This is a genomic window from Mesorhizobium norvegicum (genome assembly GCF_004919685.1).
GTDB lineage: Bacteria > Pseudomonadota > Alphaproteobacteria > Rhizobiales > Rhizobiaceae > Mesorhizobium > Mesorhizobium norvegicum.
This window is the reverse complement of the sequence record NZ_SMYZ01000043.1, coordinates 22,131-46,307: the sequence shown is the minus strand read 5'-3', so window position 1 is coordinate 46,307 and position 24,177 is coordinate 22,131. Positions and strand designations below refer to the sequence as shown.

Annotated in this window: 21 protein-coding genes; 3 read left to right on the top strand and 18 right to left on the bottom strand. The window is 61.7% G+C overall.

Translation table 11 applies throughout. From position 1 onward, the window contains the following. Nucleotides 1–5 precede the first annotated feature (5 nt). From FCU66_RS18345 to FCU66_RS18320, 6 genes are all read right to left on the bottom strand, one after another. The gene (locus FCU66_RS18345) at nucleotides 6–704 is read right to left on the bottom strand and encodes a TetR/AcrR family transcriptional regulator (RefSeq protein WP_136621270.1); all 699 of its coding nucleotides are present in this window, start codon (nucleotides 702–704) and stop codon (nucleotides 6–8) included. Nucleotides 705–843: 139 nt separating this feature from the next. Continuing rightward, nucleotides 844–2,271 (bottom strand): amidase, encoded by a 1,428-nt coding sequence (locus FCU66_RS18340; RefSeq protein WP_136621269.1) that lies wholly within the window; start codon nucleotides 2,269–2,271, stop codon nucleotides 844–846. An 87-nt stretch (nucleotides 2,272–2,358) separates the two neighbouring features. Continuing rightward, nucleotides 2,359–3,393: an extracellular solute-binding protein gene (locus tag FCU66_RS18335; protein ID WP_136621268.1), complete on the bottom strand. Its 1,035-nt coding sequence runs from the start codon at nucleotides 3,391–3,393 to the stop codon at nucleotides 2,359–2,361. Nucleotides 3,394–3,433: 40 nt separating this feature from the next. Then, nucleotides 3,434–4,234, bottom strand: coding sequence for an ABC transporter permease (locus FCU66_RS18330; protein ID WP_136621267.1), 801 nt, complete (start codon nucleotides 4,232–4,234; stop codon nucleotides 3,434–3,436). After that, nucleotides 4,227–5,147, bottom strand: coding sequence for an ABC transporter permease (locus tag FCU66_RS18325; protein WP_136621266.1), 921 nt, complete (start codon nucleotides 5,145–5,147; stop codon nucleotides 4,227–4,229). The genes FCU66_RS18330 and FCU66_RS18325 overlap by 8 nt, the downstream gene beginning before the upstream one ends. Before the next feature lie 4 nt (nucleotides 5,148–5,151). Further along, nucleotides 5,152–6,234, bottom strand: coding sequence for an ABC transporter ATP-binding protein (locus tag FCU66_RS18320; protein ID WP_136621290.1), 1,083 nt, complete (start codon nucleotides 6,232–6,234; stop codon nucleotides 5,152–5,154). 258 nt (nucleotides 6,235–6,492) lie between these two features. On the opposite strand from FCU66_RS18320, the gene FCU66_RS18315 reads away from it, so the two are divergent. Next, on the top strand, nucleotides 6,493–9,558 hold the full coding sequence (locus FCU66_RS18315; RefSeq protein WP_136621265.1) for a caspase family protein: 3,066 nt from the start codon (nucleotides 6,493–6,495) through the stop codon (nucleotides 9,556–9,558). A gap of 84 nt (nucleotides 9,559–9,642) precedes the next feature. Here FCU66_RS18315 and FCU66_RS41180 read toward each other — a convergent pair whose 3' ends face one another. Continuing rightward, nucleotides 9,643–9,807: a hypothetical protein gene (locus FCU66_RS41180; RefSeq protein ID WP_164748845.1), complete on the bottom strand. Its 165-nt coding sequence runs from the start codon at nucleotides 9,805–9,807 to the stop codon at nucleotides 9,643–9,645. A 291-nt stretch (nucleotides 9,808–10,098) separates the two neighbouring features. Here FCU66_RS41180 and FCU66_RS18310 point away from each other — a divergent pair, with 291 nt between their 5' ends. Further along, complete coding sequence (locus tag FCU66_RS18310) at nucleotides 10,099–10,872, top strand: NAD kinase (protein WP_136621264.1); 774 nt, start codon at nucleotides 10,099–10,101, stop codon at nucleotides 10,870–10,872. A gap of 80 nt (nucleotides 10,873–10,952) precedes the next feature. On the opposite strand, the gene FCU66_RS18305 is transcribed toward FCU66_RS18310, so the two are convergent. Continuing rightward, on the bottom strand, nucleotides 10,953–11,606 hold the full coding sequence (locus FCU66_RS18305; protein ID WP_136621263.1) for an outer membrane protein: 654 nt from the start codon (nucleotides 11,604–11,606) through the stop codon (nucleotides 10,953–10,955). 452 nt (nucleotides 11,607–12,058) lie between these two features. On the opposite strand from FCU66_RS18305, the gene FCU66_RS18295 reads away from it, so the two are divergent. Beyond that, on the top strand, nucleotides 12,059–13,660 hold the full coding sequence (locus FCU66_RS18295; protein WP_168992114.1) for a DEAD/DEAH box helicase: 1,602 nt from the start codon (nucleotides 12,059–12,061) through the stop codon (nucleotides 13,658–13,660). Nucleotides 13,661–13,853: 193 nt separating this feature from the next. On the opposite strand, the gene FCU66_RS18290 is transcribed toward FCU66_RS18295, so the two are convergent. The 10 genes from FCU66_RS18290 to FCU66_RS18245 form a co-directional block, all read right to left on the bottom strand. After that, complete coding sequence (locus FCU66_RS18290; RefSeq protein WP_246093941.1) at nucleotides 13,854–14,759, bottom strand: ankyrin repeat domain-containing protein; 906 nt, start codon at nucleotides 14,757–14,759, stop codon at nucleotides 13,854–13,856. A 277-nt stretch (nucleotides 14,760–15,036) separates the two neighbouring features. After that, nucleotides 15,037–15,639, bottom strand: a complete 603-nt coding sequence (locus FCU66_RS18285) for a hypothetical protein (RefSeq protein ID WP_136621262.1) — start codon at nucleotides 15,637–15,639, stop codon at nucleotides 15,037–15,039. Nucleotides 15,640–15,875: 236 nt separating this feature from the next. Next, nucleotides 15,876–16,526, bottom strand: coding sequence for a YiaD family glycine zipper/OmpA-like lipoprotein (locus FCU66_RS18280; protein WP_013531371.1), 651 nt, complete (start codon nucleotides 16,524–16,526; stop codon nucleotides 15,876–15,878). Between the two features lie 176 nt (nucleotides 16,527–16,702). Further along, nucleotides 16,703–17,071, bottom strand: a complete 369-nt coding sequence (locus FCU66_RS18275) for a GFA family protein (protein ID WP_056584504.1) — start codon at nucleotides 17,069–17,071, stop codon at nucleotides 16,703–16,705. 156 nt (nucleotides 17,072–17,227) lie between these two features. Then, nucleotides 17,228–17,605, bottom strand: a complete 378-nt coding sequence (locus FCU66_RS18270) for a hypothetical protein (RefSeq protein ID WP_136621261.1) — start codon at nucleotides 17,603–17,605, stop codon at nucleotides 17,228–17,230. 192 nt (nucleotides 17,606–17,797) lie between these two features. After that, entirely contained in the window at nucleotides 17,798–18,220 is a 423-nt protein-coding gene (locus tag FCU66_RS18265) for a GFA family protein (RefSeq protein ID WP_136621260.1), read from the bottom strand. 166 nt (nucleotides 18,221–18,386) lie between these two features. After that, nucleotides 18,387–19,518, bottom strand: a protein-coding gene (gene prfB / locus FCU66_RS18260) for a peptide chain release factor 2 (protein WP_136621259.1) whose coding sequence is annotated in 2 segments (ribosomal slippage) — nucleotides 18,387–19,451 and nucleotides 19,453–19,518 — 1,131 coding nt in all. Because the reading frame shifts where the segments join, the coding sequence is not laid out codon by codon here. A 117-nt stretch (nucleotides 19,519–19,635) separates the two neighbouring features. Further along, on the bottom strand, nucleotides 19,636–22,092 hold the full coding sequence (locus FCU66_RS18255) for a penicillin-binding protein 1A (protein WP_136621258.1): 2,457 nt from the start codon (nucleotides 22,090–22,092) through the stop codon (nucleotides 19,636–19,638). Nucleotides 22,093–22,305: 213 nt separating this feature from the next. After that, complete coding sequence (locus FCU66_RS18250; protein ID WP_136621257.1) at nucleotides 22,306–23,568, bottom strand: N-acetylmuramoyl-L-alanine amidase; 1,263 nt, start codon at nucleotides 23,566–23,568, stop codon at nucleotides 22,306–22,308. 199 nt (nucleotides 23,569–23,767) lie between these two features. After that, nucleotides 23,768–24,133 (bottom strand): hypothetical protein, encoded by a 366-nt coding sequence (locus FCU66_RS18245; RefSeq protein WP_136621256.1) that lies wholly within the window; start codon nucleotides 24,131–24,133, stop codon nucleotides 23,768–23,770. Nucleotides 24,134–24,177 lie beyond the last annotated feature (44 nt).

Here is a 24,177-nt window from a genome sequence, read left to right as displayed (position 1 = left end):
AGCGGTTAGAGCATCAGTTCAAAATGCCGCGGAAACGCCTGATGCAGCAGGAGCAGCGTGGTCTTGCGCAGCACGTTGGTGTCACGGCCGCGAGGGTTCAGGTGATCCCAATACCAGGCGCCATGAACCAGATAATTCAGGCTCTCTGACAGGGTGTCTATGTCGACGCCGGTATAACCGCCGGCGCGCGAAATCTCGATCAGCAGCTCACGCGCCTCGGCGGTGTAGGCGAGATCGCTCGGCAGGCCGATCTCGTTGTAGATCTGCATGCTCTTGCGGTCGCTGGAGAACACGACAAAGACCGAAACCCATTTTGGATGCTGCCGGGCGAAGTTTTGCGCGCAGTTGACCGCCCCGAGCAGGCGCTCCACCGGCGACAGGCCGGGCGCCCGCACCAGAGACACCCACAGCTCATCGTATCGATCGCTGAGATACTGCAGGACGGCGCGAAACAGGTTCTCCTTGCTGCGAAAGTGGAAGACGACCAAGGCATTGGACGAGCCGACATGTTCGGCGATGCGCTGCATGGTGACGCTTGCCAGCCCCTCCTCCGCGATGAGTTCGATGGTGGCGTCGATGATCCGCTGCACGCTGGCTTCGCCGCGCTCGCGCCGGCGGTCCTTGGGCGCGGCATCGTTTGCCGAAACTCCGTCCTTGGCCATTGCGCCTTTGTGTTTTGCCGCTGTGGCCTTGCGTTGCGCCATCTCGTCCAGTTCCTTTCGAACCTTGTGGCGGCGATCGCTGGCGCCGCCACAGATCCGTCTCTTCGATGTGTCCGGCGCCGGCTCACCACAACCGAAGCCGGAGATCAAGCACCAGTGCGGCAAGCGCCGCATCGCCCGATCAGAGCGACGGACGCGTTTCGGTGTTTGTGTACCATTGTCCCTTGGCCGTCTCATAGGCCATGGCCGCCCGGAAAACATCGGCATCGCAATAGGTGCGGCCGACAATCTGGATGCCTGTCGGCACACCACTCGCCGCCCGGCCCGATGGCACGGACAGAACCGGACAACGGCTCAGCATGTTGAACGGCGTCGTCATCACCCATCCCAGCGAGGGATTCACCTGTTTTCCGTTGATCTCGACCGTACCCTTGGTCTGATCGAACTCCGCCGGCACGGAGGGAAGCGCGTTGGTCGGGCAGATCAGCACATCATAGGTCTCCAGCAGCGGACCCAGCGTCTGGTACATTCTGGCCGCCACGTCCAGGGTGGCGACAAAGTCCGTCGCCTTGGACTTTTGCCCGTCCTCGGCGAACTGCCGCGCATAGGTCGTCATGTCCTTGCCGTGGTCCTTGAGCAGTTGCGACAGCGAAGCGCCGAAGAGATGTTCGAGATAAGCCATGCCGGCCTTGAGCACGTCGTCGCCCCAGCCCAGATCGACTTCCTCGACCGTCGCGCCAAGCGAGCGGAACACGTCGCAGGCCGCGAGTGTGTTCTTGCGCACGTCCGGATCGACTTCAAAGGAGCCAAGGTCCATCGAGAAAGCAATCTTCCAGCCCTTGATCGGCTTGTAGTCGAGCGGCAGCCGCAGTTTTGGGCGAAGCGTGGCGATGTCGAGCGAGCTCGGTCCGGACATGACATTCTGCAGCAGTATGGCATCCCCGACATTTCGCGCCAGCGGTCCGGTGTGGCAGTAGAAGTCGAGGTTGAACGGCGGCTCGTCCGGATTGCGCCCGTAAGGCGGCTTGAAGCCGACAAGGCCGCAGGCCGACGCGGGAATGCGGATCGATCCGGCAATGTCCGAACCGGTGGCGATCGACGACGTGCCGGAAGCCAGCGTCGCCGCAGAACCTCCCGACGAACCGCCCGGCGTGAAATCCGGGTTCCACGGATTGCGCGTCACACCCCAGCGTTTCGACCAGGTATAGCCGGCGCAGCTGAATTCAGGCGTCGCCGTGCGGGCATGGACGATGCCTCCGGCCTTGATGATGCGCTCGTTCATCGTCGAGGTATGACCGCCGATGGCATCCTTCGACAGCAGCGAGCCGTTCGATGTCGGCTTGCCCTTGATGTAGCTCTCGTCCTTGATGCCGATCGGCAACCCCTCGAGCGCCCCGGTCCGGGCGCCCCTGGCGTATTTCGCCTCGGCCTTCCTGGCCAGATCCATTGCCTCGTCGAAATGCGTGAAGGTGAAGCAGTTGATCGTCGGCTTGGTGGCTTCGGCGCGGCGGATGGTGGCCTGCATCAAGTCGACGGGCGAAAGCTTCTTCGCCTTGAACAGCCGCAGCGCCTCGCTGGCCGGCATGTAGCAAAGGTCGAGATCGGTCATGGGAAGTCTCCTGCGATCGCCGGATCGCTTTTGGCATGGATGGGAGGTGGCCGCGCCGCGTGTGCGGCGCGGAGAAGCCGGATCAGGTCATTTCTGCAGATCGGTCCAGATTTTCGTGTAGAGCGCCTGCACATCAGGCGGACAGGCCTGCATGAACTGGCCCTTGGCGGCGAATTGCGCGGGAACATCGACTTCCGGCACCCCTTTCATGTCCGCGGGCATGAAGGCTTCCGAGCCCTTGATGCCGTTGGCATAGCGGGCAAAGGCCGAGATCATCGCGGCATTTTGCGGATCCATGACGAAGTTCTGGAAGAGTTTGGCGTTTTCGACGTTTTTGGCGTCCTTCAGCACCGCGACATTGTCCATCCAGATCGGGTATCCCTCCTTGGGATAGCCATAGACGATCTTGTCGTTCTGCAACCGCTGGCGCAGCGAAATGCCGTTCCAGTTCACGCCGGCCGCGATGTCGCCCTTGCCCAGGCCATCGACGGCGCCATAGTCGAAGGACAGCCATTTTGCCTTGGCCTCGACCAGCTTGTCGCGCACCTTCTTCAGCAGCACCTTGTCGGCCGTGCAGTACTGGCCGCCTTCATAGGCGATGGCGAGGAACATGATGTCACCCATTTCGGGCACGACATTGATCTTGCCGACGAGTTCGGGCGGCGGGTCGAGGAAGATCGCTGATGTGTTGATGTCGCCGGAATAGACCGACTTGTTGACCGACACGCCTGTCGTGCCCCACTGCCACGGAACAGTGTATTTGCGGCCCGGATCGAACGGAACATCGACCCATTTCGGGTCCATATTCTTGAAATTCTCCATCTTGTTGGGATCGGTCTCCAGCAGCAGATCTTCGCTGATCCAGATCGGAACGACGCTTGCCGAAGGCACGACGATGTCGAAACCGGCGCCGCCCTGGCGGATCTTGGCCAGTGCGGTGTCGTTGGAATCGAAGTCGGTGACGGTGACCTTGACCTTGTAGGTCTCCTCGAACTTCTTGATCAGATCGGGGCTGGTATAGTTGCCCCAATTGTAGATGTTGAGCTCGCCCTCGGCACGGGCAACGCCCGTGACAGTCAGCAGCGACAACCCGATGGCCGTCGCGGTCAGTTTCCAGTTCATGCTCCATGCTCCCATTGTTGGGACCGGCGGCGTTACGGCCTCAGGTCCGTTTCCTGCTGACGAAAAAGAAGGCGGTGACAATGCCGATCGACAGCACCAGGAAGGCTGTCGAGATTGCATTGATCTCGGGCGTAACGCCGCGGCGGATCTGGCCGAGCATGTAGGTGGGCAGCGTGTCCTGGCCGCCGGATTTGACGAATTCGGTGATGACGACGTCATCCAGCGAGACGACGAAGGCGAGCATCAGCCCGGCCAGAATGCCCGGCCAAAGCAGCGGCAAGGTCACGTGCAGGAACGTCTTCCATTTGGTCGCGTAGAGGTCGGCCGCCGCGGTTTCGAGCGCCAGGTCCATGCTTTCGAGCCGCGCCCGGATCGGCAGATAGGCAAAGGGAACGCAGAAAGCGGTGTGCGCGGCGATGAGGTAGCCGAGGCCGGAATAGCCGGTCCAGATCTTGATGCGCGAAAACACGATCAGCAGCGCCACCGCGGTGACGATCTCCGGCACCATCAGCGGCTGGTTGATGAAGGCGTATTTGAAGGTCAGTCCGCGATAGGGTTTGGTCCGGGTCGTAGCCAGCGCCGCCATCGTCGCCGAGATCGTCGCCAGCAACGCAGCGACGGCCGCGATCTGGAACGAGCGGATCGACGATTCGATCACCAGCCCGTTGTTCCAGGCCACATGGAACCAGCGCAGCGAGAAGCCCTTCCAGATCGCCAAGGAATCGTTGTCGTTGAAGGCGTAGACCACCAGCGTGGCTATCGGCAGATAGAGCAGGAAGAAACACAGTATCGCCAGGCTGACGAAGCCGTTCTGCCGCCGGACGTCGAAGCGCTTAGCCATGGGCGCCATCCGACCTGGTCGTGTTGCGGACATAGAACAGCAGCGCCACCATGACGATTGCCATCAAGGTGATCGACAGTGATGCGCCAAGCGGCCAGTTTCGCCCTTGGCCGAACTGCAGCTCGATCAGATTGCCGATCATCAGATTGGTGCCGCCGCCCAGCACGCGCGGCGTCACATAGGCGCCAAGCGACGGTATGAAGACGAGGATCGAGCCGGCGACGATGCCCGGCGTGACCAGCGGGATGATGATGCGCCTCAACACCTCGAACCGCGTCGCGTAGAGATCATAGCCCGCCTCGACAAGGCGGAAGTCGATCTTCTCCATGCTGGCGTAGAGCGGCAACACCATCAGCGGCAGGAAGACGTAGACCATGCCGGCCAGGACGGCGAAATTGGTGTACATGAGCTGGACGGGATGGTCGGTGATGCCAAGCAGTTTCAGCGCCGAATTGATGATGCCGTCATTGCGCAGCACTTCCTGCATGGCGAAGGTGCGGATCAGAAGGTTCGTCCAGAACGGTATGGTGATCAGGAACAGCCAGATGTCGCGCCGGTGATCCGGCCGCGTGGCGATGAAATAGGCGGTGGGAAAGCCCAGGATCAGGGTCAGCACGGTGGTGGCCAGCGACAGCGACACCGAGCGCCAGAAGATCGACAGATACGCGGTGGCCAAGGACAGCGTGTCGTCGAAGACATCGCGCTCGAACAGCACGCTCACCCAAGCGTCGGTCGAGAACTGCCATTTCACATCGCCGTAATTGCCTGGCGTCAGGAAGGAATAGACGACCACGATCAGCAGCGGCCCAAGGGCCGCAAGGAAGACGATCAGCAGCGCCGGGGCCGAAAGCAGCCAGCGCGACCTGATGTCGTCGCGTTCGGCCTTGTCGGCGATCTCTTTCGCGGTTGCCATGGCCCTAGTCCTTCAGCAACTGGGCGGCGTCATCGCCGATGGAAATGCCGACCCTGGTGCCGTTTTCGAAACCGCAGCCGGCGCTGCGCGAATTCTGCTGGCGCACCATGAAGACATCGCCTTCGTCCAGCCGGACATGGATATGCGTGTCGGTGCCGAAATAGACGATGTTCTCGATGATGCCGCCCAAATCGCCGCGGCCTTTGACGAGCTTCGCATGTTCGGGCCGGACCATCAGTGTTGCGTTGCTGCCGGCGCGGAAGTCTACTGCGGCGATCGCGCGGATCTTCGCACCCGAGCGCAAGGCAACCTGCGCCTGGCCATTGCCTGCATTTTCGACCGTGCCGGTCAGGAAGTTCGTCTCGCCGATGAAGTCGGCGACGAACCGCTCCGCCGGATGGTCATAGACATCCCATGGCGTGCCGACCTGCAAGATGTTGCCCGACGACATCACCGCGATGCGGTCCGACATGGTCAGCGCCTCTTCCTGGTCGTGGGTGACGAAGATGAAGGTGATGCCGGTCTCGTGCTGCAGCCGCTTCAGCTCGATCTGCATTTCCTTGCGCAGCTTGTAGTCGAGCGCGGAGAGCGGCTCGTCGAGCAGCAGCACTTTCGGCTGCGGCGCGAGCGCCCGGGCCAGCGCCACGCGCTGCTGCTGGCCGCCGGAGATCTGGCTGGTGCGCCGGTTCTTCAATTCCTGCATGTGGACGAGTTTCAGCATCGCGTCGACGCGAGCTTCGATCTCGGCTTTCGGTCTGCCCAGCATCTTCAGGCCAAAGCCGATATTGTCGGCGACCGTCATGTGCGGGAACAGCGCATAGGACTGGAAAACAGTGTTGACCGGCCGCTTGAACGGCGGCAGCGGCGCGATGTCCTGGCCATAGAGCAGGATCTCGCCGTCGGTCGGAAAGTCGAAGCCGGCAATCAGCCTGAGCAGCGTCGTCTTTCCGCAGCCGGATGGGCCAAGCAGCGTGAAGAATTCATTTTCGCGGATCGCGACGGAGACATTGTCGAGCGCTCTGACCGAATCCTGGCCGGTTCCCCGAAAGACCCTGGTGACGCCCTTCGCCTCAACGGCGGGCCGCATAGCTGTCAAGATATTCCCCTCTCCTTGGTGGCCATTCACCGGCTAACGCCGGCTGGCCAACTCAATCCTCGACCTCAGGAATAACTATGACTAAACATACAGTCAATATCTTTTTGCAAGCATGGCCACGGCACGACCAGCGATGATGTGGCCGATGCGCCGGTGAACCCGTCATGATATGGTCAAGGACGAGGCCATTATGAATTGGGGCAAGTTTGTGGCGTGATCGCCACGGCCTGCAGGGCTTGGATCAGGGTCATGCGCCTATTTCTGGCGGCCGCGCTGCTGATGACGATGGCGCTCTTCTCCGCCGCGCGCGGCGAGGAGCGTATTGCGTTGGTCGTCGCCAATCCGGCCTATGAGGGCGCATCGGCCATCGCCAACGCCGAGCTCAGCGCCGAACTCGTTGCAACATGTCTCAGGTCGCTTGGCTTCACCGTCCGGCAAGTGTCCGATGGCGACCGCGCCGATGTGGCGCATGCCATGTATGATTTCGCCAAGTCGCTGAGCGCCGCCGATTCCGTTGGCGTCTTCTACTATGTCGGCCATACGGCTCAGGCCAATGACCGAAACTATCTGCTGACGCGCGGGGCGCGGACCGATTCGAAGGAAGCCGTGGACCAGACGGCATTGCCTCTCGATCTGTTTATGCAAGCGCTCGAGGCCACACCGACATTGAAGGTGGTTCTGCTCGACAATCCCGGCGATGGAAACAACCCCACCCCAGGCGTGATGCAAGGTCTGTCGGTCGTCGATCCGCTCTCCCACGCCATCGTCGCCCTTTCCGCCAAGCCGGGAAGCGTCGCGCTGAAAGAAACCAGCCCGGTCACGGTGTTTGCCGATGCGCTCACGGCAGCGCTGACCAGGCGAGGCATGGGCATCCGCACCATCCTCGCCTCTGTCAGGCAATCCGTTTACGAAAGGACATTCGGTACGCAGTGGCCATGGGTGGCCTATGGCCGTTCGGCAGACACAAATTTTGTGCTGACGCCGGACCAGCCGGCCGCCGCTGCACCGGCGCCGACCGAGGCGCCGCCCGAGACAGCCGCGCCGCAGCCGGCACCGCCGCCGACGAGCGCGGACGGCAGCGGCTATGACAGCCCGCCGAGCGGCTACGATTTGCCAAGCGGCGGCGACAACGGCAGTGAATACGGCTCCGGCAGTTCCGATGGCAGCAGCCAGGCGCCCTATCCGATGGATGTGGCGCCGGGGACCGGCAATCCCGACGCCTCGACGGGAAACGGCGCCGACGAGGCTGCCCGATACGAGGAATACAAGCGCCAGGAGCTGCGGCGTCAGCAGTATGAGGAGCAGGCTCGACAGCAATACGAAGAGTCCGCCAAGGCCGCGGCCGCTGCGCAGAACAATCTCGGCGAGCCCTATCAGAGCGACGGCGAAGCTAGCGGCGCGGAGCCAGCCCCGCCTCCCGACGCGCCATCGACGATGGAGCCACCTGCCCCGCCGCGTGACACCGCGACATCCGAAGAACCTCCGGCGGCATTGCCGCCCGCCCCGGAGCCAGCGCCCGGCCCGCCGCCTGTCGTTGTGCCGCTTTCCCCTTTGCCCGACGTGGCGGCCGATGCGCCTTCAGTGCCGCCACTGGAGCCGCCTGCTGTCGCGATTTCTCCGCCCGTGGACAACAATTCGGTCGAAATCGTGCGCCATCCGACCATCGATGCGCCGGATGAGATAGTTGCCGGTGACACGGTGACCGTGTCGATCGCGCTGACCGAGGAGCAATTGACGCCCGAGGTGAAGGTGAAGGCAGCGCCCGGCTCGACAGTGACGGCGGACGGGGCGCTTTCCATGGCAATGCCGGCGGGAGCCGACAGATGGCCCATAGACATCGATCTGTTCGCTTCCGGTTTCGACCTTGCCGATGGCGGCAAATGGAGCCGGCAAACGACGCTCTACCGCGAGGGCGACAGCGATTTCGTCCGCTTCGACCTCAAGGCGCGGCCCATTGCCAAGGACAGCAAGCCCGCCCAGTTCATCGCCCGTATCTACAGCGCCGGACGGTTCCTCGGATCGGCGTCGCGACCCGTCATTGTTCGTCGAACGGCGCCCGTTGAAGCCAGTGCTGAAGGTGCGACAGCCAATCGTGCTGCCGCGCCTGCCATGCTGATGCTCGCCTCCGCCCCGCCGCAGCCGGCGCTGACCGGCAGCGTCCAGCTTGGCAATGCCAGCCCCGACGATGTCCCCGATCTCGATGTCACCATCCTTTATGACGACCCGAGCGGACTGGGCGCCGGGCAAATCATCATCCATTCGCCGCATCTGGCCGGCCCGGTGACCGATACGTTCTCGACGCCACCGCAAATGGCGGCATGGCTGGACTCGCAGTATCTGCGGCTGCTGCAGCTCGGCCTCAACCTGCGCGGCGCGGTGTCGCTGCAGCAGCCTGCCGCGAACAGCGACCCTGACGCGCAGAAGCGCTTTGTCACGCTGGCCGCCGAAGGCTTTGGCGACGCGCTCTACCGCGACTATGTGCCGGAGGCGTTCAAGGATGTGTTCTGGTCGCTGCGCGACAAGGGCGAACTGCATTCGATCCAGATCACTTCGAACAGCCCCGTTCTGCCCTGGGAGCTGATCCGCCCGCAAAGCGTGGATGGCGCAACCCGCGATGGTTTCCTCGGCATGAGCTACCGGCTTGCACGCTGGGCGCCGCGCAGCACCTCCTCGCAGCTCGACAATCCGCTCGATCGGATGGCTTTCACCGGCGTCGCGACTGTGGCTCCTTCCTATGTCGACAAGCAGTCGCTGCCGTTCCAGGAGGTCGAAATCCAAGCTCTGAGCAAGCTCTCCGGCTATCGCCGCTTCGATGGGGATTTCGTCTCCTTCGAAAGGCTGGTCGGCGAGATCTCGACCGGCTTCATCCATTTTTCCGGCCACGGCGAGGTCAACCAGCCGAGCAGCGGCAGGCCGGTCTTTGCGATCGACCTCGTCGACCAGTCGCTCGACCCCGATACCTGGCGCGCACTGGTCGCCACCGCGCATGGCAAGGGCAATCCGTTCTATTTCTTCAATGCCTGCGACACGGGCAAGTCCCGGCTGCTCGGCGGTTTCGTGCAGGGCTGGGGTCCGGCGGTGCTGGCCGGAGGCGCGTCAGGGTTCATCGGCGGCATGTGGCCGTTGACCGACCGAGCGGCCGCCGCCTTCTCGAGCGATTTCTATGGCGGCATCAACGCGCGGCTCAAGGACGGACCGGTTTATCTGGCCGAGATGCTGCAAGTGGTGCGCAAGCGCTTCTATGAAACCGGCGACCCGACCTATCTTGCCTACACGTTCTACGGTAACGCCAACCTGCAGGTGGTGGCGCGGTGAACGGCCGTTCGTTGCGTCAGATCCTCGACCGCATAGGCGCCGCCGCCGCCGGTCACCAAGCCAATGATCTTATGCCTTTGCGCTTCACAGCGCCCTTTGCGGGCATGGCGCGCCAGCGGCATCACCACAGCGCGACGCCGTGGGCTGAGGCCGGAAGCTCGTCTCTTCGGACTGGCGCACCAGTTCGGCAAAGAGAAGCGCGAAGCTTCCCAACATCAGGAAGACGATGATCAGGCGTGTTACCGGCAATATGTCGGCCTCTACTGGCTAGGCCCCACGCCACCCATCCATGCCGGCTAACATGACCGATCCGGCTTTACGAGAGTTTAAGCCCGGTCTTAACCATCACATTCACGTAGCCTTTGACATGATGCGCGAACGGCAAGTCCGCATCCCGCCGTTGCGCGGTCGCCTTGCCATCCGGGATGGCGCTGCCATCCGGGATGGCGGCTCCCTTTGCAGACGCACCCCGCCCATGCTACCTCGGCGCTGGCGCGGCCCAGCAACCGGCCGCCGCCAACCGGTCGTCATCGGGGAGCCATGAGCAAAGCCGCCAGCCGCATCGCCTTCGTCTCGTCCGACACCGCTGACGCCAAGACGGCGCTGGAAAGCCTGTCGGCGCGCTATGGCCAGTCCTCCGTCGAGGATGCCGGGATCGTCGTCGCGCTTGGCGGCGACGGCTTCCTGCTGCAGACCCTGCGCGAGACGATGGGGACCGGCAAGAAGGTCTACGGCATGAACCGTGGCACCATCGGTTTCCTGATGAACGAATACAGGTCCGGTGGCCTCACCGAGCGTCTCGCGGCCGCCGTCGCCGAAACGATCCGCCCGCTGGAGATGCTGGCCGTCACCTCGGAAGGCGAAACGGTTTCGGCGCTGGCGATCAACGAGGTGGCGCTGTGGCGCCAATCCTATCAAACGGCCAAGATCCGTATCACCGTCGACGAGCAGGTCCGGCTCGAGGAACTGAGCTGCGACGGTGTGATGATCGCGACGCCTGCCGGATCCACCGCCTACAATCTTTCGGCGCACGGGCCGATCCTGCCGCTCGATGCGCCACTGCTGGCGCTGACCCCGGTCAGCCCGTTTCGCCCGCGCCGCTGGCGCGGCGCGCTGCTCTCCAACAAGGCGACCGTGCGCTTCGACATTCTCGAGCCGGAAAAGCGGCCTGTTAACGCCGCCGCCGACCATACCGAGGTCAAGGCGGTGACCTCGGTGACGGTCAGGGAATCACCAACGGCGACAGCAACGTTGCTGTTCGATCCCAATCATTCCTGGAACGAACGCATCCTGGCCGAGCAGTTCAGGTACTGAAAACTTCGCTCAAAACAAACCCAGAGCGAAGCCGAGCATCTTCAAGACGCAACAAACTCACAACAAGCTGTTCGCTCCGATCAGAATTTGTAATTCAGGCCGATAACACCGGTATGTATTTTGATCTTTGCATCGACGTCATCGATCGTATACTTTGCCTTCCCGAAGTCGAAATATTTGTATTCACCCTTGAGCGACCAGTGGTCATCAAGCGCATATTCCAGACCTGCGCCCAACGTCCAGCCTGCTTTGGTCCTCGTGGTGCCGCTGGTCCCTAGCACTACAACATCACTCGTTGTGCTGATGTCTATGGTGCCGTAGCCGAGACCGCCGGTCCCATAGATCAGCAACTTATCCATGGCGAAGCCAACCCGACCCCGTAACGAACCGAGCATCTTTACATTGGATTCGCAGGAGAAATCCGGGTTCGGGCAGGATGTGCCCCCATCGATGTTGGCTGCGGAAATATCCGCCTCGATGCCATAGACCACATTTCCGCTCTGTATATTGTACCCGACTTGGACGCCGCCGAGGACGCCGCTACCATTGTGATCAGCAGTCAGGCCATTGGGATATGTCCAATCTACCTTGCTGCCGCCGCCTCCGACATGCGCGCCCAGATAGAGGCCCGACCAATCATGTGTCGACGCGACCGGCAATTCAACGGTGTCGGCCGCGATCACCGGCGTCAAAGCTATTGCCAGAAACGCCGCCGAAAGAAGAAACTTTTTCATGCTTTTACCCCTCACTGGGCTTATGCTTGCCAAGTTTTTTGTTTCAATTCAAATCTCAAACGAGATTCTGTGATGTATTTAGAACTATTCACGATTGAGTTGCAGATTTGCACCACGTGTGCTCAGCGCGCAAACTGCCGATTTCCTGGAACAGCACCTCGGTCACGCACCGGGAATCGCCGATCGCGACAGTGACGCTGCTGTTTGATCCAAACCATTCCTGGAACGAGCGCATTCTCGCCGAGCAGCTCCGCTGCTGAGCCGGCGCAGCGACCTACACCTCGATTAAGCATCCCGATTAAGGTTACAACTTCACAATCGCGCCAATGCCGCCCGTTTCTGTTGACAAATCGCGGGCTTGCGCCTAATCGCAATACCAATCTTGCAGGCGCGTGGCGCTTGCCGCGACAGACGCCGTTGCGCTTCCCCGAACCAGCCAAAGACAACAACACTTGTCCTCAGACACCACGACCGCTCAAGAAGCGTTGACCTTCGCAGACCTCGGCCTGTCGCCGAAGGTCCTTTCCGCAGTCACCGACGCCGGCTACACCCAGCCGACGCCGATCCAGGCTGGTGCCATCCCGCACGCCTTGCTCGGCAAGGATATTCTGGGCATCGCCCAGACCGGCACCGGCAAAACGGCTTCCTTTGTGCTGCCAATGCTGACCCGCCTCGAAAAGGGCCGGGCTCGTGCCCGCATGCCGCGCACACTGATCCTGGAGCCGACGCGCGAGCTGGCCGCACAGGTCGAAGAGAATTTCATCAGATACGGCAAGAACCACAAGCTCAACATCGCACTCTTGATCGGCGGCGTGTCGTTCGACGAACAGGACAAGAAGCTGGAGCGCGGCGCCGACGTGCTGATCGCGACGCCCGGCCGCCTGCTCGACCACCGCGAACGCGGCAAGCTGCTGCTCAACGGCGTCGAAATCCTCGTCATCGACGAAGCGGATCGCATGCTCGACATGGGCTTCATTCCCGACATCGAGCGCATCTGTGAGATGATCCCGTTCACCAGGCAGACGCTGTTCTTCTCGGCGACGATGCCGCCGGAAATCACCAAGCTCACCGAAAAATTCCTGCATGCGCCGGTGCGCGTCGAGGTTTCGAAGGCCGCGTCCGCGGCAACCAACATCATCCAGCGCCTGGTCAAGTCCGGCTCCAAGCCATGGGACAAGCGCGAGACCTTGCGCAACCTGATCAAGGCCGAAGACGCAGAGCTGAAGAACGCCATCATCTTCTGCAACCGCAAGGTCGAAGTGTCGGAGCTGTTCCGCTCGCTGCTGAAGTATGATTTCGACGCCGGTGCGCTGCATGGCGACATGGACCAGCGCGCGCGCATGCAGATGCTGGCCAATTTCCGTGACGGCAAGCTGCGCTACCTCGTCGCTTCCGACGTCGCCGCGCGCGGCCTCGACATCCCCGATGTCAGCCACGTCTTCAATTACGACGTGCCGATCCATGCCGAGGACTATGTCCACCGCATCGGCCGTACCGGCCGCGCGGGGCGCTCGGGCAAGTCCTTCACCATCGCGACCAAGTCGGACACCAAATATATCGACGCCATCGAGCGGCTGATCGGCAACAAGATCGAGTGGCATGACGGCGACCTGTCGACAGTGGTCGCCAGCGAAGGCGAGGACGACGCTCCGCGCCGTGGCAAGGGCGCGCCGCGCCGTGCCGGCCGCAAGGACGATGACCGCAAGGACCATGATCGCAGGGAAAAGGGCGGCGAGCGCAAACCACGCGAACGCCACGCCAGGCCGAGCGAAGATGCGGCACCGGCAACGGTACGCGAGGAGCAGCCTGATGTGGCCGAGGTCGCAGTCGCCGACATCGGCGAACGGCGCGTGCGCAAGGAAGCGATCCGTTCGGAAAACACCGAGCGCAAATCATCCGATCGCAACGAACAGCGCGCACCGGAGCGCGGCGACACCAGGCCGCAGCGCGACAGCAACCGCCCTGCCCGCCAACGCCACCAGGAAGACAACGATTCCACCGTCGGCTTCGGCGATGACATGCCGGCCTTCATGCGGATCGTCGCCAAGGTCTGATATTGCTGCGCGCGCGTCCTTTTGGACGCGCAAAGCGTATAGCCGCTTGCGATCTGGCGGCTAAAGGTTTTTGAGTTCCAGGCCGGACGCCAACATATCCAGGAACGTGCGAACCTTGGCGGAAGATGATCTGCCTTCCGGCCACAAGGCGTGTATCGGCACCGGCATCACAGCACCCGCCAGACAGAAGCAATCAATTGTCGGGAAGCGGCAACGGTGTGTCACTCAAGGTCCGCAGGTAAGCGATGAGGTCTGCTCGCTGCTTCTCGTCCTGCAGACCCGGGAAAAGCATATCTGTTCCAGGCAAAGTGAGTGCGGGATTTGAGATAAAAAAATTGAGTTCCTCAAAGGTCCAATCGCCACCAGCGTCCTTTAGACTTGACGAATACGTGACATCGCTTTGCGAAGCCTTCCGCCGCCCTACGATGCCCCACAGATTGGGCTTGGGATTCTCGACCCCCGGCGCTACAAGATGACAAGCTCCGCACGTTCTGTCGAAAATTTCTTTGCCCGATTCAGCGTTTGCCGATGCAAGTCGTGCCGAAATCGGCGCAATGGCCGGTCGTCCGGCGCCGTGACTGTGCAAGTAGGCCACGACGTCGTCGTGACCTCTGAGCTTGGCCAAATGTATGGGCGGACTTCCATTCGATGTCAGTGCATTGACGTCTGCTCCAGCATCCACAAGATGGATGACGCACTGAAGGCAGCCATTCTCGGCAGCCACGTGCAGTGGGGTCTGCGCTTTCGCCAACTGATTTGGATTGGCCCCATTATCGAGTAACAGCTTCACGATGTCAGCGTACCCACCCTTGTTCGCGGCGTAGAGTGGCGTTCGTTGCCAACTGACGGGCAGGTTAACGTCCGCCCCACGATTGATCAGAAGTTTTGCCAATTCGACATGTCCGCCTTCGCAGGCGATATAGAGCGCCGTAACACCGTCAATTTCGTCAATAGCGGCGCCTTTGTCCAAGGCGGAAGTCACCGCTGCGACGTCGCCATTCCTGACAAGATCACCTAAGTTGCTCGCCTGGGCGGGCAGAGTAAAAAGCCAAAGGGCCCACGAAGCCGCTATCACCCCCATGCGTCCCCGCTTGATCATTGTATCCTCCCTGATGAGAGTTCCATGACGGGTTTATCTTAGAACAAGGGCTTGCTGCTGCGACACGGCAACGGTAGCGGAGAATGGCCGCTTTCGCCTCGGAAGCAGACATACGTGTTGATCTAACCGCGCCCGTTTATGAGTTCACGCTCTAGCAGGCTGTTGAAAAACTGTTTTGTTCACGGAACGTATCAGAATCAGACCGAGCACAAACCAGAGTCAAAACGGGCATCTCCGATCCTTTTTCCACAGCCTGCTAGCTAGCCTGACTCGCCCGTTACATCGGCCCGGGCATCATCTTGGTCGGCTTCTCCAGCATCGGAAACTCGGCCTTGCTGCATTTCACGTTCGGGTTCGTCGGACTGAACATGCCGTTCGGGTTGTCCCCGAACCAGGCGTGAAGATCATAGTGGACGAACTCCTTCGGGATGAGCGGATAGTGCCCCTCCATCGGGCCCATGAAGGTTTGGCCAAACAGCTTCGGCGGCGCCTTGATGTCCGGCGTCAGCGGCACCAGCCACTCCACGCCCACCAGGCGCAAGCCCTTCTTGGTCGGTTCGTAGATCAGCACATTGGGGTGCATCGGATCGAGTTTTTGGCCGACGCTTGGGACATTGACGAAATGGATACCCATGGCGCCTTTCGGGTAATCCATCGCGCCCGGTATCTTTTCTCCGCTGAAATAGACGCAACCGACTGTCGACAGATAAAGGTCGCGGACGGCGGCGGTGTAGTCCTCATACTTGGCGAGCGACTTTTTCAAGGCATCGATGTCGGCCTTGGCGTCCTCGGCCCTGGCCGTGGCGATGCCCAACCATGCGCTTGCGAGACTTGTTAAAGCGAGGACGCCGCAGCGCCCAAGGGTGGCTGTTCTTGCCATGCATTCCTCCCAGATTTACTGATCTGGCCGTGCAAGACCGAGGCGGAAAATGCTGATTTCGCGGCCAGTTGTACCACCTCATCCCCTCTGGAACAGCGATGATGCTATTCCTTTCCATGGCTGCGGGAAAGCAGTATTTTAGCAGTAGCTAATTCTACATCTGAAGAGCACCGACATCAGCTCAAACAAAAACGGCCCCCGTCTGGGGGCCGTCTCGCACTGGCTTGCCGAACAGCTCAGGTGAGCGGCGACAACTGGATCTCGACGCGGCGGTTCTGGGCGCGGCCTTCGGCTGTCGCATTGGATGCGACGGGACGCGTCTTGCCGAAACCGGTGACGGCGAAGCGGCGCTGATCGACGCCCTGGCCGGACAGATAGTTGGCGACGGCCAGAGCGCGGCGCTGCGACAGGTCGAAATTGTGCTGGTCACCGCCGGTCGAATCGGTGTGGCCGAAGACGTCGACCGTGGTCTGCTTGAACTTCTTCAGCACCAGCGCGACAGAGTTCAGCACCTGGTAGAAGCCGGGCTTCACCGCATCCTGATCCGAGTTGAAGGTGATGTCCGACGGCATGTTGAGGATGATCTGGTCGCCGCTACGGGTGACGCTGACGCCGGTGCCTTCGAGCTGCCGGCGCAGTTCGGCTTCGTTCTGGTCCATGGTGGCGCCGATGGCGCCGCCGGCGAGCGCGCCGATGCCGGCGCCGATCAGTGCGTTGCGGCGGTCATTGCCGCCGGCAAGCAGGCCAAGGCTGGCACCCGCCAGGGCGCCAAGGCCGGCGCCGGCCGCCGTGTTGGAAATCTTCTGGTCGCCGGTATACGGATCGGTGGTGGTGCAGGCACTCACGAGCACAGCCGTCGCCACGACGACGAGCACAGTCTTTTTCATAGGATCGTCCCTCTCCAAGTCACGCCTTGCGGTGGCGCCAAATCAGCCCTTCCCGCGACTTGTACCATGAATTGCGGCGAAAAGCGGAACGGCAAAAGCGCCGCCCACGGCTTTTCCCGGAGGACCACTGCCCGACGAAAGCGCCGCATCGCCGTGCCGGAATGGCCTGAATTGGGCTACCAGAGATTCTTGCCGTCGATGACCACCACTTCGACCTTGTCGAGATCGAAATCGTCGAACAGCCGCGAGTTGACGCTGATCTTGGGATTGTCGAAATCCGGCTCGCCGGTCGACCAGTCCGGTGTTTGCGTGAAGGTGCCGCAGCCGCAGGTGGCGCAAAAACCGTGCTTTACGGTTTTCGACCCCCACTCGTAGACAGAAACGTTCTCCGGCGGGCTCGTGAGCTTGAATTGCGATGGGATGTAGTAGGCCCAGAGCGAGCCGCGTTTCGAGCAGAACGAACAGGTGCATTGCGTCACCGTCTGCGGCGCCTGCGAAACCTCGAATGTCGTCGCCTTGCAATGACAGCTTGCCTTGATGGTCATCAACGAACTCCTCCTGTCGCCCGCCGCCCTGTGCGGCAAAGGCAGCATAAAGAGGTGCTCCTGACAACTGTCTGTCAGCAGGCATCCACGAACCGCGGAAACCCGGCCTGCGGCCCCGTCACACGCGATCGCGAACCTCCGACCGCCGTCCTGTCGTCAGTAAGAGCGCGGCGGCACGAACAGACAGATCGTCTTGCCGGCGTCGAGACCGGCCTGATGCGCACACCAGTGGAATTCGCCGTCCGGGCTGTCCTTGACGCGCTTGTCGCTCATCGGAACGACCTCACCCGTCCCGGCGATGACATAACCCTCGGGTTTCTCCAACACTTCGCCGGTATGGGTGGTGCGACAATCATAGTTGGCGCAGCATGCGAATGGGTAACTCCAGCCTTGCGGCTTCGCCGCCGTGGGTGTGGCGTCATGTGCGAAGGCAGGTGCCGTCAGCATTGCGGTCGCGCCGATTGCGAACAGGGAAAACAAAAGTCGGCCAGCCGGTTGAACGGCATTGGCCGATCTGGATGTGGCAGCAGACATGGAAACGTTCCTTTCAAACGAGCATCAAGCGTTTCGCTTGCCCGTTCCCGGAACGTGTCTTCCCAGCGGCCAGATCGTCAGCTTGCAGATATGCCGCGACCGGCCATAAATGCTTTTTGTCTCCCCTCAATGCCGTGATGGTGAGCGCAAATGTGAGTCGGCGCAAGAAATTGCTGCGTGGCCGGCCGAAGCCTATTCGTCGACGGATCCGGCAGCCACGACGTGCTCTTCATACTGCGGCAGATCGTCGGTGATGGTGAACCAGCCGGCCTTCGAGCCGACGAAAATGTGCGCGGTTGGACGAATGGCCGGATCGTCGACAAGGGTTCCCATGGCGACATGGACGTAGGCGCCGTCGCGCACGAGCGAATAAAGCAAGGAGCCGCAGCGGCCGCAATGCGCGTCATGGCCGCTTTCGTCGCCGAAGATCAGGAGCTCGTCATGCCCCGCGGTGAGGGCAAACTTGCCGCCTTCGATGCCGGCGAAAGGCTTGAAGGCCGAACCGGTGGTGCGCCGGCAGTTCGAACAATGGCAATTCGCGGCATAGACGAATTCGTCCGCGACCTCGTAGTGAACCGCGCCGCAAAAGCACTTTCCGGTGAGCTTGCGAGTCATCGGCTTCTCCTTCGCCCGACGCCTGAGGATATGTGCAGATGCAGGTCAGGCTGAGTCGAGAATGGTTGTTTCCGAGAACCGGAGCGGAGCGTACTTAAGTACGTGAGCACCGGAAGCGCAGGAAACTGCCATTCGCAGGCCAGCCTCACCTGAATCTGCACATATCCTAGTCCAGGTCCGCCACGGCTTCGCCCGCACCGCCCTCGATGCGCTGCGACAACGAGGCTTCCATGAAGTCGTCGAGGTCGCCATCAAGCACGCTCGACGGGCTGGTGCTTTCGACGCCGGTGCGGAGATCCTTCACCAGCTGATAGGGCTGCAGCACATAGGAGCGGATCTGGTGACCCCAGCCGATATCGCTTTTCGACGCTTCGGTGGCGTTTGCAACCGCCTCGCGCTTCTTCAGCTCTTCCTCGTAGAGGCGCGAGCGCAGCATCTCCCAGGCCTTGGCCTTGTTCTTGTGCTGCGAACGTTCGGCCTGGCAGGCGACAGCGATGCCGGTGGCCAGATGGGTGATGCGCACCGCCGAATCGGTGGTGTTGACGTGCTGGCCGCCGGAGCCGGACGAGCGATAGGTGTCGATGCGGACGTCGGATTCGGAAACGTCGATCTCGATCGTGTCGTCGATGACCGGATAGACCCAGATGCTGGCGAAAGAGGTGTGGCGGCGAGCATTGCTGTCATAGGGCGAAATACGCACCAGGCGATGCACGCCGGATTCCGTCTTCAGCCAGCCATAGGCGTTGTGGCCCTTGATGAGCAGCGTGGCGGACTTGATGCCGGCTTCTTCGCCGTCATGCATTTCCAGCACCTCGACCTTGAAGCGCCGTCGCTCGGCCCAGCGCGTGTACATGCGCAGCAGCATCGAGGCCCAGTCCTGGCTTTCGGTGCCGCCGGCACCGGCATGGACTTCGAGATAAGTGTCGTTGGAGTCTGCTTCACCCGACAGCAGCGTCTCGACCTGGCGGGCCTTCGCTTCGCCCTGCATCGAGCGGATCGCGGCTTCGGCCTCGGCGATCACGCCCTCGTCGCGCTCTTCCTCGCCCAGCTCGATCAGGCCGATATTGTCTTCCAGCGCCTGCGTCAGACCTTTCACCGAGGCGATGCCTTCCTCGAGGCCCTGGCGTTCGCGCATCAGCTTCTGCGCTTCCAGGGGTTCGTTCCAGAGGCTGGCGTCCTCGGCGCGCACATTGAGGTATTCAAGCCGCTTTATGGCCTGATCCCAGTCAAAGATGCCTCCTCAGCAGGGTTATCGCCTGCCTGATCTCGTCGACAATATTCTGCGTTTCCGCGCGCATGGCTGGCTGTTCTGTCCTGTTTGCTGAAATCGGTCGGCGCGATACATAGGGAGGCCGCCGCCGGCTGTAAAGCAAAATGGGCTGGCGCAAGGCCAGCCCATCCGCTCATGAAAATCGTCAGTAGAGGCCGCCGCCGCCGGACTGGATGGCTTGGTTGGCCTGCGGCGACAGCGCGCCACCGGTGGCATTGGAGCCGTCGGCGCCCATGCCGATCACCCAATAGCTGTCGGCGGGACCGGTGCCCGGCTTGAAGGCTTCGATGATGGTGCCGGGATCACCCGATGCGGCACGCATGCCGGTCTTGCGGTTGATGGCGACGAGGTTCATGCCTTCGGGCACCTTGAAGTCGACATTGGGCGTGCCGTCCAGCGCCACCCGCATGAAGTCCTTGAAGATTGGTGCCGCGAGACCACCACCGGTGGCGCCATGGCCAAGGCCGCGCGGTGTGTCGTAGCCCATGTAGAGACCGACGACGAGGTTGGGCGTGTAACCGATGAACCAGGCGTCCTTTTCGTCGTTCGTCGTTCCGGTCTTGCCGGCGATGTGGCGGCCAAGTTCGCCGATGGTGGCGCCGGTGCCGCGCTGCACGACGCCTTCCATCATCGAGGTGATCTGATAGGCGGTCATCGGATCGAGCACCTGCTCGGAATTGTCGACCAGTTCCGGCTCCGGCTGGTTCTGCCATTCGGGCGCATTGCAGCCCTGGCAGCCACGTTCGTCCTGCTTGAACACCGTCTTGCCGTAGCGGTCCTGGATGCGGTCGATGAGCGACGGTTTGATCGACTTGCCGCCATTGGCCATGATCGAATAGGCCGACACCATGCGCATCACGGTGGTTTCGCCGGAGCCCAGCGCCATCGGCAGATACGGCGCCAGATGGTCGTAGACGCCAAAGCGTTCGGCATATTCGACGACCAGCTTCATGCCCATGTCATTGGCAAGCCGCACCGTCATCAGGTTGCGCGACTTCTCGATGCCGGAGCGCAAGGTCGCCGGACCAGCGACGGTACCGTCGTAGTTCTTCGGCGTCCAGGTCGTGTTGCCGCTCTGGATGGTGATCGGCCCGTCCATGATCACCGAGGCCGGCGTATAGCCATTGTCGAGCGCCGCCGAATAGACGATCGGCTTGAACGAGGAGCCCGGCTGGCGCATGGCCTGCGTCGCGCGGTTGAATTCGGACTGCGCGTAGGAGAAGCCGCCGACCATGGCCAGCACGCGGCCGGTATGCGGATCCATGGCGATCAGGCCACCCTCAACCTCGGGAACCTGGCGCAGGCTGTAGGCATTGTCGGAGCCATCATTCTTCTGCACAAAGATGACGTCGCCCGGCTTCAACACCTCCGCCGGCGACTTGGCCTTCACGGTCTTGCCGTCGACCACATGGCGCATGGCAAAACCCATGTCCTCCTTGCTGACGGTGCCTTCGACGCGTTCCTTGACGATGTCGCCGGATGCCTGGCGCGCGGGCTGCAGGCCGATCGACAGGCCGGTCGCCGAACTGTCCAGCACGACGGCGAGCGACCATTCGGGAACATCCTCCAGCCCCTTGACGTTGCCCAGCGGCACACCCCAGTCACCCGACACGTCGATTGATTTCACCGGCCCGCGATAACCGCGCAGCGTGTCGTATTTCATCAACCCGTTCTGCATCGACTTGCGGGCAATGAGCTGGATCTTCGGATCGAGTGTGGTGCGGACGGAAAGGCCGCCTTCGTAAAGCGCATTCTCTCCGTAACGGGCGATGATCTGGCGGCGCACCTCTTCGGTGAAGTACTCGCCGGCGAACAGATAGGTGCCGCTGCGGCGCGGCGTCACGCCCAGCGGCTCGGCCTTGGCCTTGTCGCCTTCCTCACGCGTGACGTAGCCATTCTCGACCATCTGGTCGATGACCCAGTTGCGGCGCTCGATCGCGCGATCGGCATGCTTGAAGGGGTGGTAGTTGTTTGGTCCCTTAGGCAGGGAGGCCAGATAGGCGGCCTCGGCCACGGACAGTTCGTTGACCGACTTGTCGAAATAGGTCAGCGCCGCACCGGCGACGCCATAGGCGCCGAAGCCGAAGAAGATTTCGTTGAGGTAGAGCTCGAGAATGCGATCCTTCGGATAGGCCTGCTCGATGCGGAAGGCGAGGATCATCTCCTTGATCTTGCGCTCGTAGGTCTGATCCGAGGACAACAGGAAGTTCTTCGCCACCTGCTGGGTGATCGTCGAGGCGCCGACCTGACGCCGGCCCGAGCCGAGATTCTGCAGGTTGACGATGATGGCGCGGCCAAGGCCGGTCACATCGATGCCGGGGTGGTTGTAGAAGTTCTTATCTTCCGCCGACAGGAAGGCCGCCTTGACGCGGTCCGGTATGGCCTGGATCGGCAGGTACAGGCGCCGTTCGCGCGCATATTCGGCCATCAGCGCGCCGTCAGACGCATGGATGCGGGTGGTCACCGGCGGCTCGTATTTGGCCAGCACCTCGTAGTCGGGCAGATCCTTCGACAAATGGCCGATGTAGATCGCAACGCCCGCCGCGACCAGAAGGGCCAGCGTCGTGCCGATGCCGAAAAAATAGCCAATGAGACGAATCATACCCGCTCCAGTCCTTGGTTCGGGAATTTCCTAAACGAAGCCGCCTTTCGCGCAAGCTTTCGAGCCGGTCCCAATCCGTAATCGAAAACCCTTGTCGCCACCATGTGGACAAAATACGGCAATGCGGGATTTCGCGGCCGCGAGCCGGAAATAAAAGCACCGGGTGTTGTCGTCGCGCAACGCCGCCTCTGGTTGCAGGCGCCGCCTTGCATGTCAGCCTCCGGTTCCCGGTCCGGCCTTGGCCGAAGCGAAAAGCGCGACGGCATTGGTTATGCTCTGGGCGGCCTTGCCCCGCCAGTCGGCGTTGAGCAGCTGCGCCTCGTCCTTGGCATTGGAGAGGTAACCGAGTTCAACCAGCACGGATGGCACATCGGGTGCCTTGAGCACCTTGAAGCCCGCCGAACGCTGGGGATTGTTGATAAGGCCGACGCTGGTCGACAACTGACCGACCAGTGTGTGGGCAAAACTCATCGAGAAATTGTGCGTTTCGCGGCGGATCAGGTCGATCAGGATGTCGGTGACTTCCTTGTTGTCGTTCTTGATCTCCATGCCGGCGAACTGGTCGGAGAGGTTTTCCCGGTCGGCAAGCGCCTGCGCCTCGGGATCCGAAGCCCTGTCGGAGACGGTGTAGACGGTGGCGCCGCGAATGCCCTTGACGCTGATTGTGTCGGCATGGATGGAAATGAGCAGGTCGGCCTCATGCTGCCGGGCAATGCGCACGCGATCATCCAGACGCAGGAATTCGTCCGTGTCGCGCGTCATGAACACATCGTAATTGCCGACGGCTGCGAGTTTGTCGCGCAGCTCCGTGGCGAAGGCCAGCGTGACGTTCTTCTCGATTGTGCCGTTCAGGCCCTCGGCGCCGCCGTCGATGCCGCCATGGCCGGGATCGATGACGACGGTGAAGCGGTGGCCCGGATTGGAAACCGGTCCGGTGCCGACCCGGCCTCCCTTGTCGGTCGAAACCGTCGATCCGGTGGTCAGCGCCTGGTTGGCAAGCGCGGCATCGAACTCGCGTGCGGAGGCTGCCGACATGTCGATGGCAATGCGGTAGCCGGTTCCGTCCTCGTTCTTGAGCACATCGAGCTTGTCGACGGCGAACGGTCCCTTGCCGGTGAGGATCAGCCGCGAAACGCCCTCGCCAAGTTGGCCCAGGCGCACACCCTTGACCAGGCCGCGCGCCTTCAAATCCTTGGCATCAATGGCGAATCTCGTATTGGCGAGATCGATGACAAGGCGGTTGGGGCCGCGCAACAGGAACCATTTGATATCGGGTTCGCGATCGAAATCCATGACGATGCGCATCTTGGTGGCATCGCCGGCCATCTTGTAGCCTTTTGCCACCAGCGGAGCGTCGGTGGCATTGGCGACTGAGGAAAAGCCAGAAGAGATCGCCAGCAGCAGCAAGAGGCAGAAAGCGCCAAGAATCCGGCCGCCAACACGACATCCCTTGTCTGTGAAGTCCGCCAGTCCCATCTCTCTTCCAGTCGCTCCCGGTTTGGCGCCAGGCGCCCGGTCGTTTCGTCGAAAAGCCGGTTAGGCCGCGAACTCGATTAACGATTGGTATCCAGAGAAGGTTAACCAAGCCTTTTCATGCGGGTCGGAACCCAGACTTACGTTACGGAACTGCTTTTTGCCGGCATCGGAAATCGGGGTTGCCTTCCACCCCGCCAAATCATAAAAGCGATGGTGGATCACTGCAATCCTGGAACCGCCCTCCTCCGCAGCTTCCTGCTACAGGGTCAGATGAAAAAGGCGGCTCCTTTCGCTTCACGCGAAAAGGGTTCAGGTGATCGCGACGAATTTCGCAGGTGTGCGCCCGTGGCGGGGGAATCGCCTGCGTGAGGAAAACGGCCGGGTTTGTTCCCGCGCCGGCTCTGTATGAGCAAACAAGCTGGTCCGGTTCGTCCGGGCTTTGGTTCAAAAAGGTTCTGCTGGTGACGATGGCTTCAAGCGCAATCATGGAAAGGTCCGCATCAAACCGCGCCATTATGGCTGCGGGCGGCACCGCCATGGCGCTCAAGCGGCGGCCGGCGGACATCCAGACATCCGGCACCCACACTCCAGACACGCAGCAGCAGGCTT

What these genes read in the sequence shown, in the direction of transcription:
- FCU66_RS18320 (WP_136621290.1), bottom strand. Translation starts at nt 6,234, where the DNA reads ATGCGGCCCGCCGTTGAGGCGAAGGGCGTCACCAGGGTCTTTCGGGGA.
- FCU66_RS18280 (WP_013531371.1), bottom strand. Translation starts at nt 16,526, where the DNA reads ATGAAAAAGACTGTGCTCGTCGTCGTGGCGACGGCTGTGCTCGTGAGT.
- FCU66_RS18255 (WP_136621258.1), bottom strand. Translation starts at nt 22,092, where the DNA reads ATGATTCGTCTCATTGGCTATTTTTTCGGCATCGGCACGACGCTGGCC.
- FCU66_RS18275 (WP_056584504.1), bottom strand. Translation starts at nt 17,071, where the DNA reads ATGACCATCAAGGCAAGCTGTCATTGCAAGGCGACGACATTCGAGGTT.
- FCU66_RS18285 (WP_136621262.1), bottom strand. Translation starts at nt 15,639, where the DNA reads ATGGCAAGAACAGCCACCCTTGGGCGCTGCGGCGTCCTCGCTTTAACA.
- FCU66_RS18340 (WP_136621269.1), bottom strand. Translation starts at nt 2,271, where the DNA reads ATGACCGATCTCGACCTTTGCTACATGCCGGCCAGCGAGGCGCTGCGG.
- FCU66_RS18310 (WP_136621264.1), top strand. Translation starts at nt 10,099, where the DNA reads ATGAGCAAAGCCGCCAGCCGCATCGCCTTCGTCTCGTCCGACACCGCT.
- FCU66_RS18250 (WP_136621257.1), bottom strand. Translation starts at nt 23,568, where the DNA reads ATGGGACTGGCGGACTTCACAGACAAGGGATGTCGTGTTGGCGGCCGG.
- FCU66_RS18330 (WP_136621267.1), bottom strand. Translation starts at nt 4,234, where the DNA reads ATGGCTAAGCGCTTCGACGTCCGGCGGCAGAACGGCTTCGTCAGCCTG.
- FCU66_RS18345 (WP_136621270.1), bottom strand. Translation starts at nt 704, where the DNA reads ATGGCGCAACGCAAGGCCACAGCGGCAAAACACAAAGGCGCAATGGCC.
- FCU66_RS18265 (WP_136621260.1), bottom strand. Translation starts at nt 18,220, where the DNA reads ATGACTCGCAAGCTCACCGGAAAGTGCTTTTGCGGCGCGGTTCACTAC.
- FCU66_RS18290 (WP_246093941.1), bottom strand. Translation starts at nt 14,759, where the DNA reads ATGATCAAGCGGGGACGCATGGGGGTGATAGCGGCTTCGTGGGCCCTT.
- FCU66_RS18335 (WP_136621268.1), bottom strand. Translation starts at nt 3,393, where the DNA reads ATGAACTGGAAACTGACCGCGACGGCCATCGGGTTGTCGCTGCTGACT.
- FCU66_RS18270 (WP_136621261.1), bottom strand. Translation starts at nt 17,605, where the DNA reads ATGTCTGCTGCCACATCCAGATCGGCCAATGCCGTTCAACCGGCTGGC.
- FCU66_RS18305 (WP_136621263.1), bottom strand. Translation starts at nt 11,606, where the DNA reads ATGAAAAAGTTTCTTCTTTCGGCGGCGTTTCTGGCAATAGCTTTGACG.
- FCU66_RS18325 (WP_136621266.1), bottom strand. Translation starts at nt 5,147, where the DNA reads ATGGCAACCGCGAAAGAGATCGCCGACAAGGCCGAACGCGACGACATC.
- FCU66_RS18245 (WP_136621256.1), bottom strand. Translation starts at nt 24,133, where the DNA reads ATGTCCGCCGGCCGCCGCTTGAGCGCCATGGCGGTGCCGCCCGCAGCC.
- FCU66_RS18315 (WP_136621265.1), top strand. Translation starts at nt 6,493, where the DNA reads ATGCGCCTATTTCTGGCGGCCGCGCTGCTGATGACGATGGCGCTCTTC.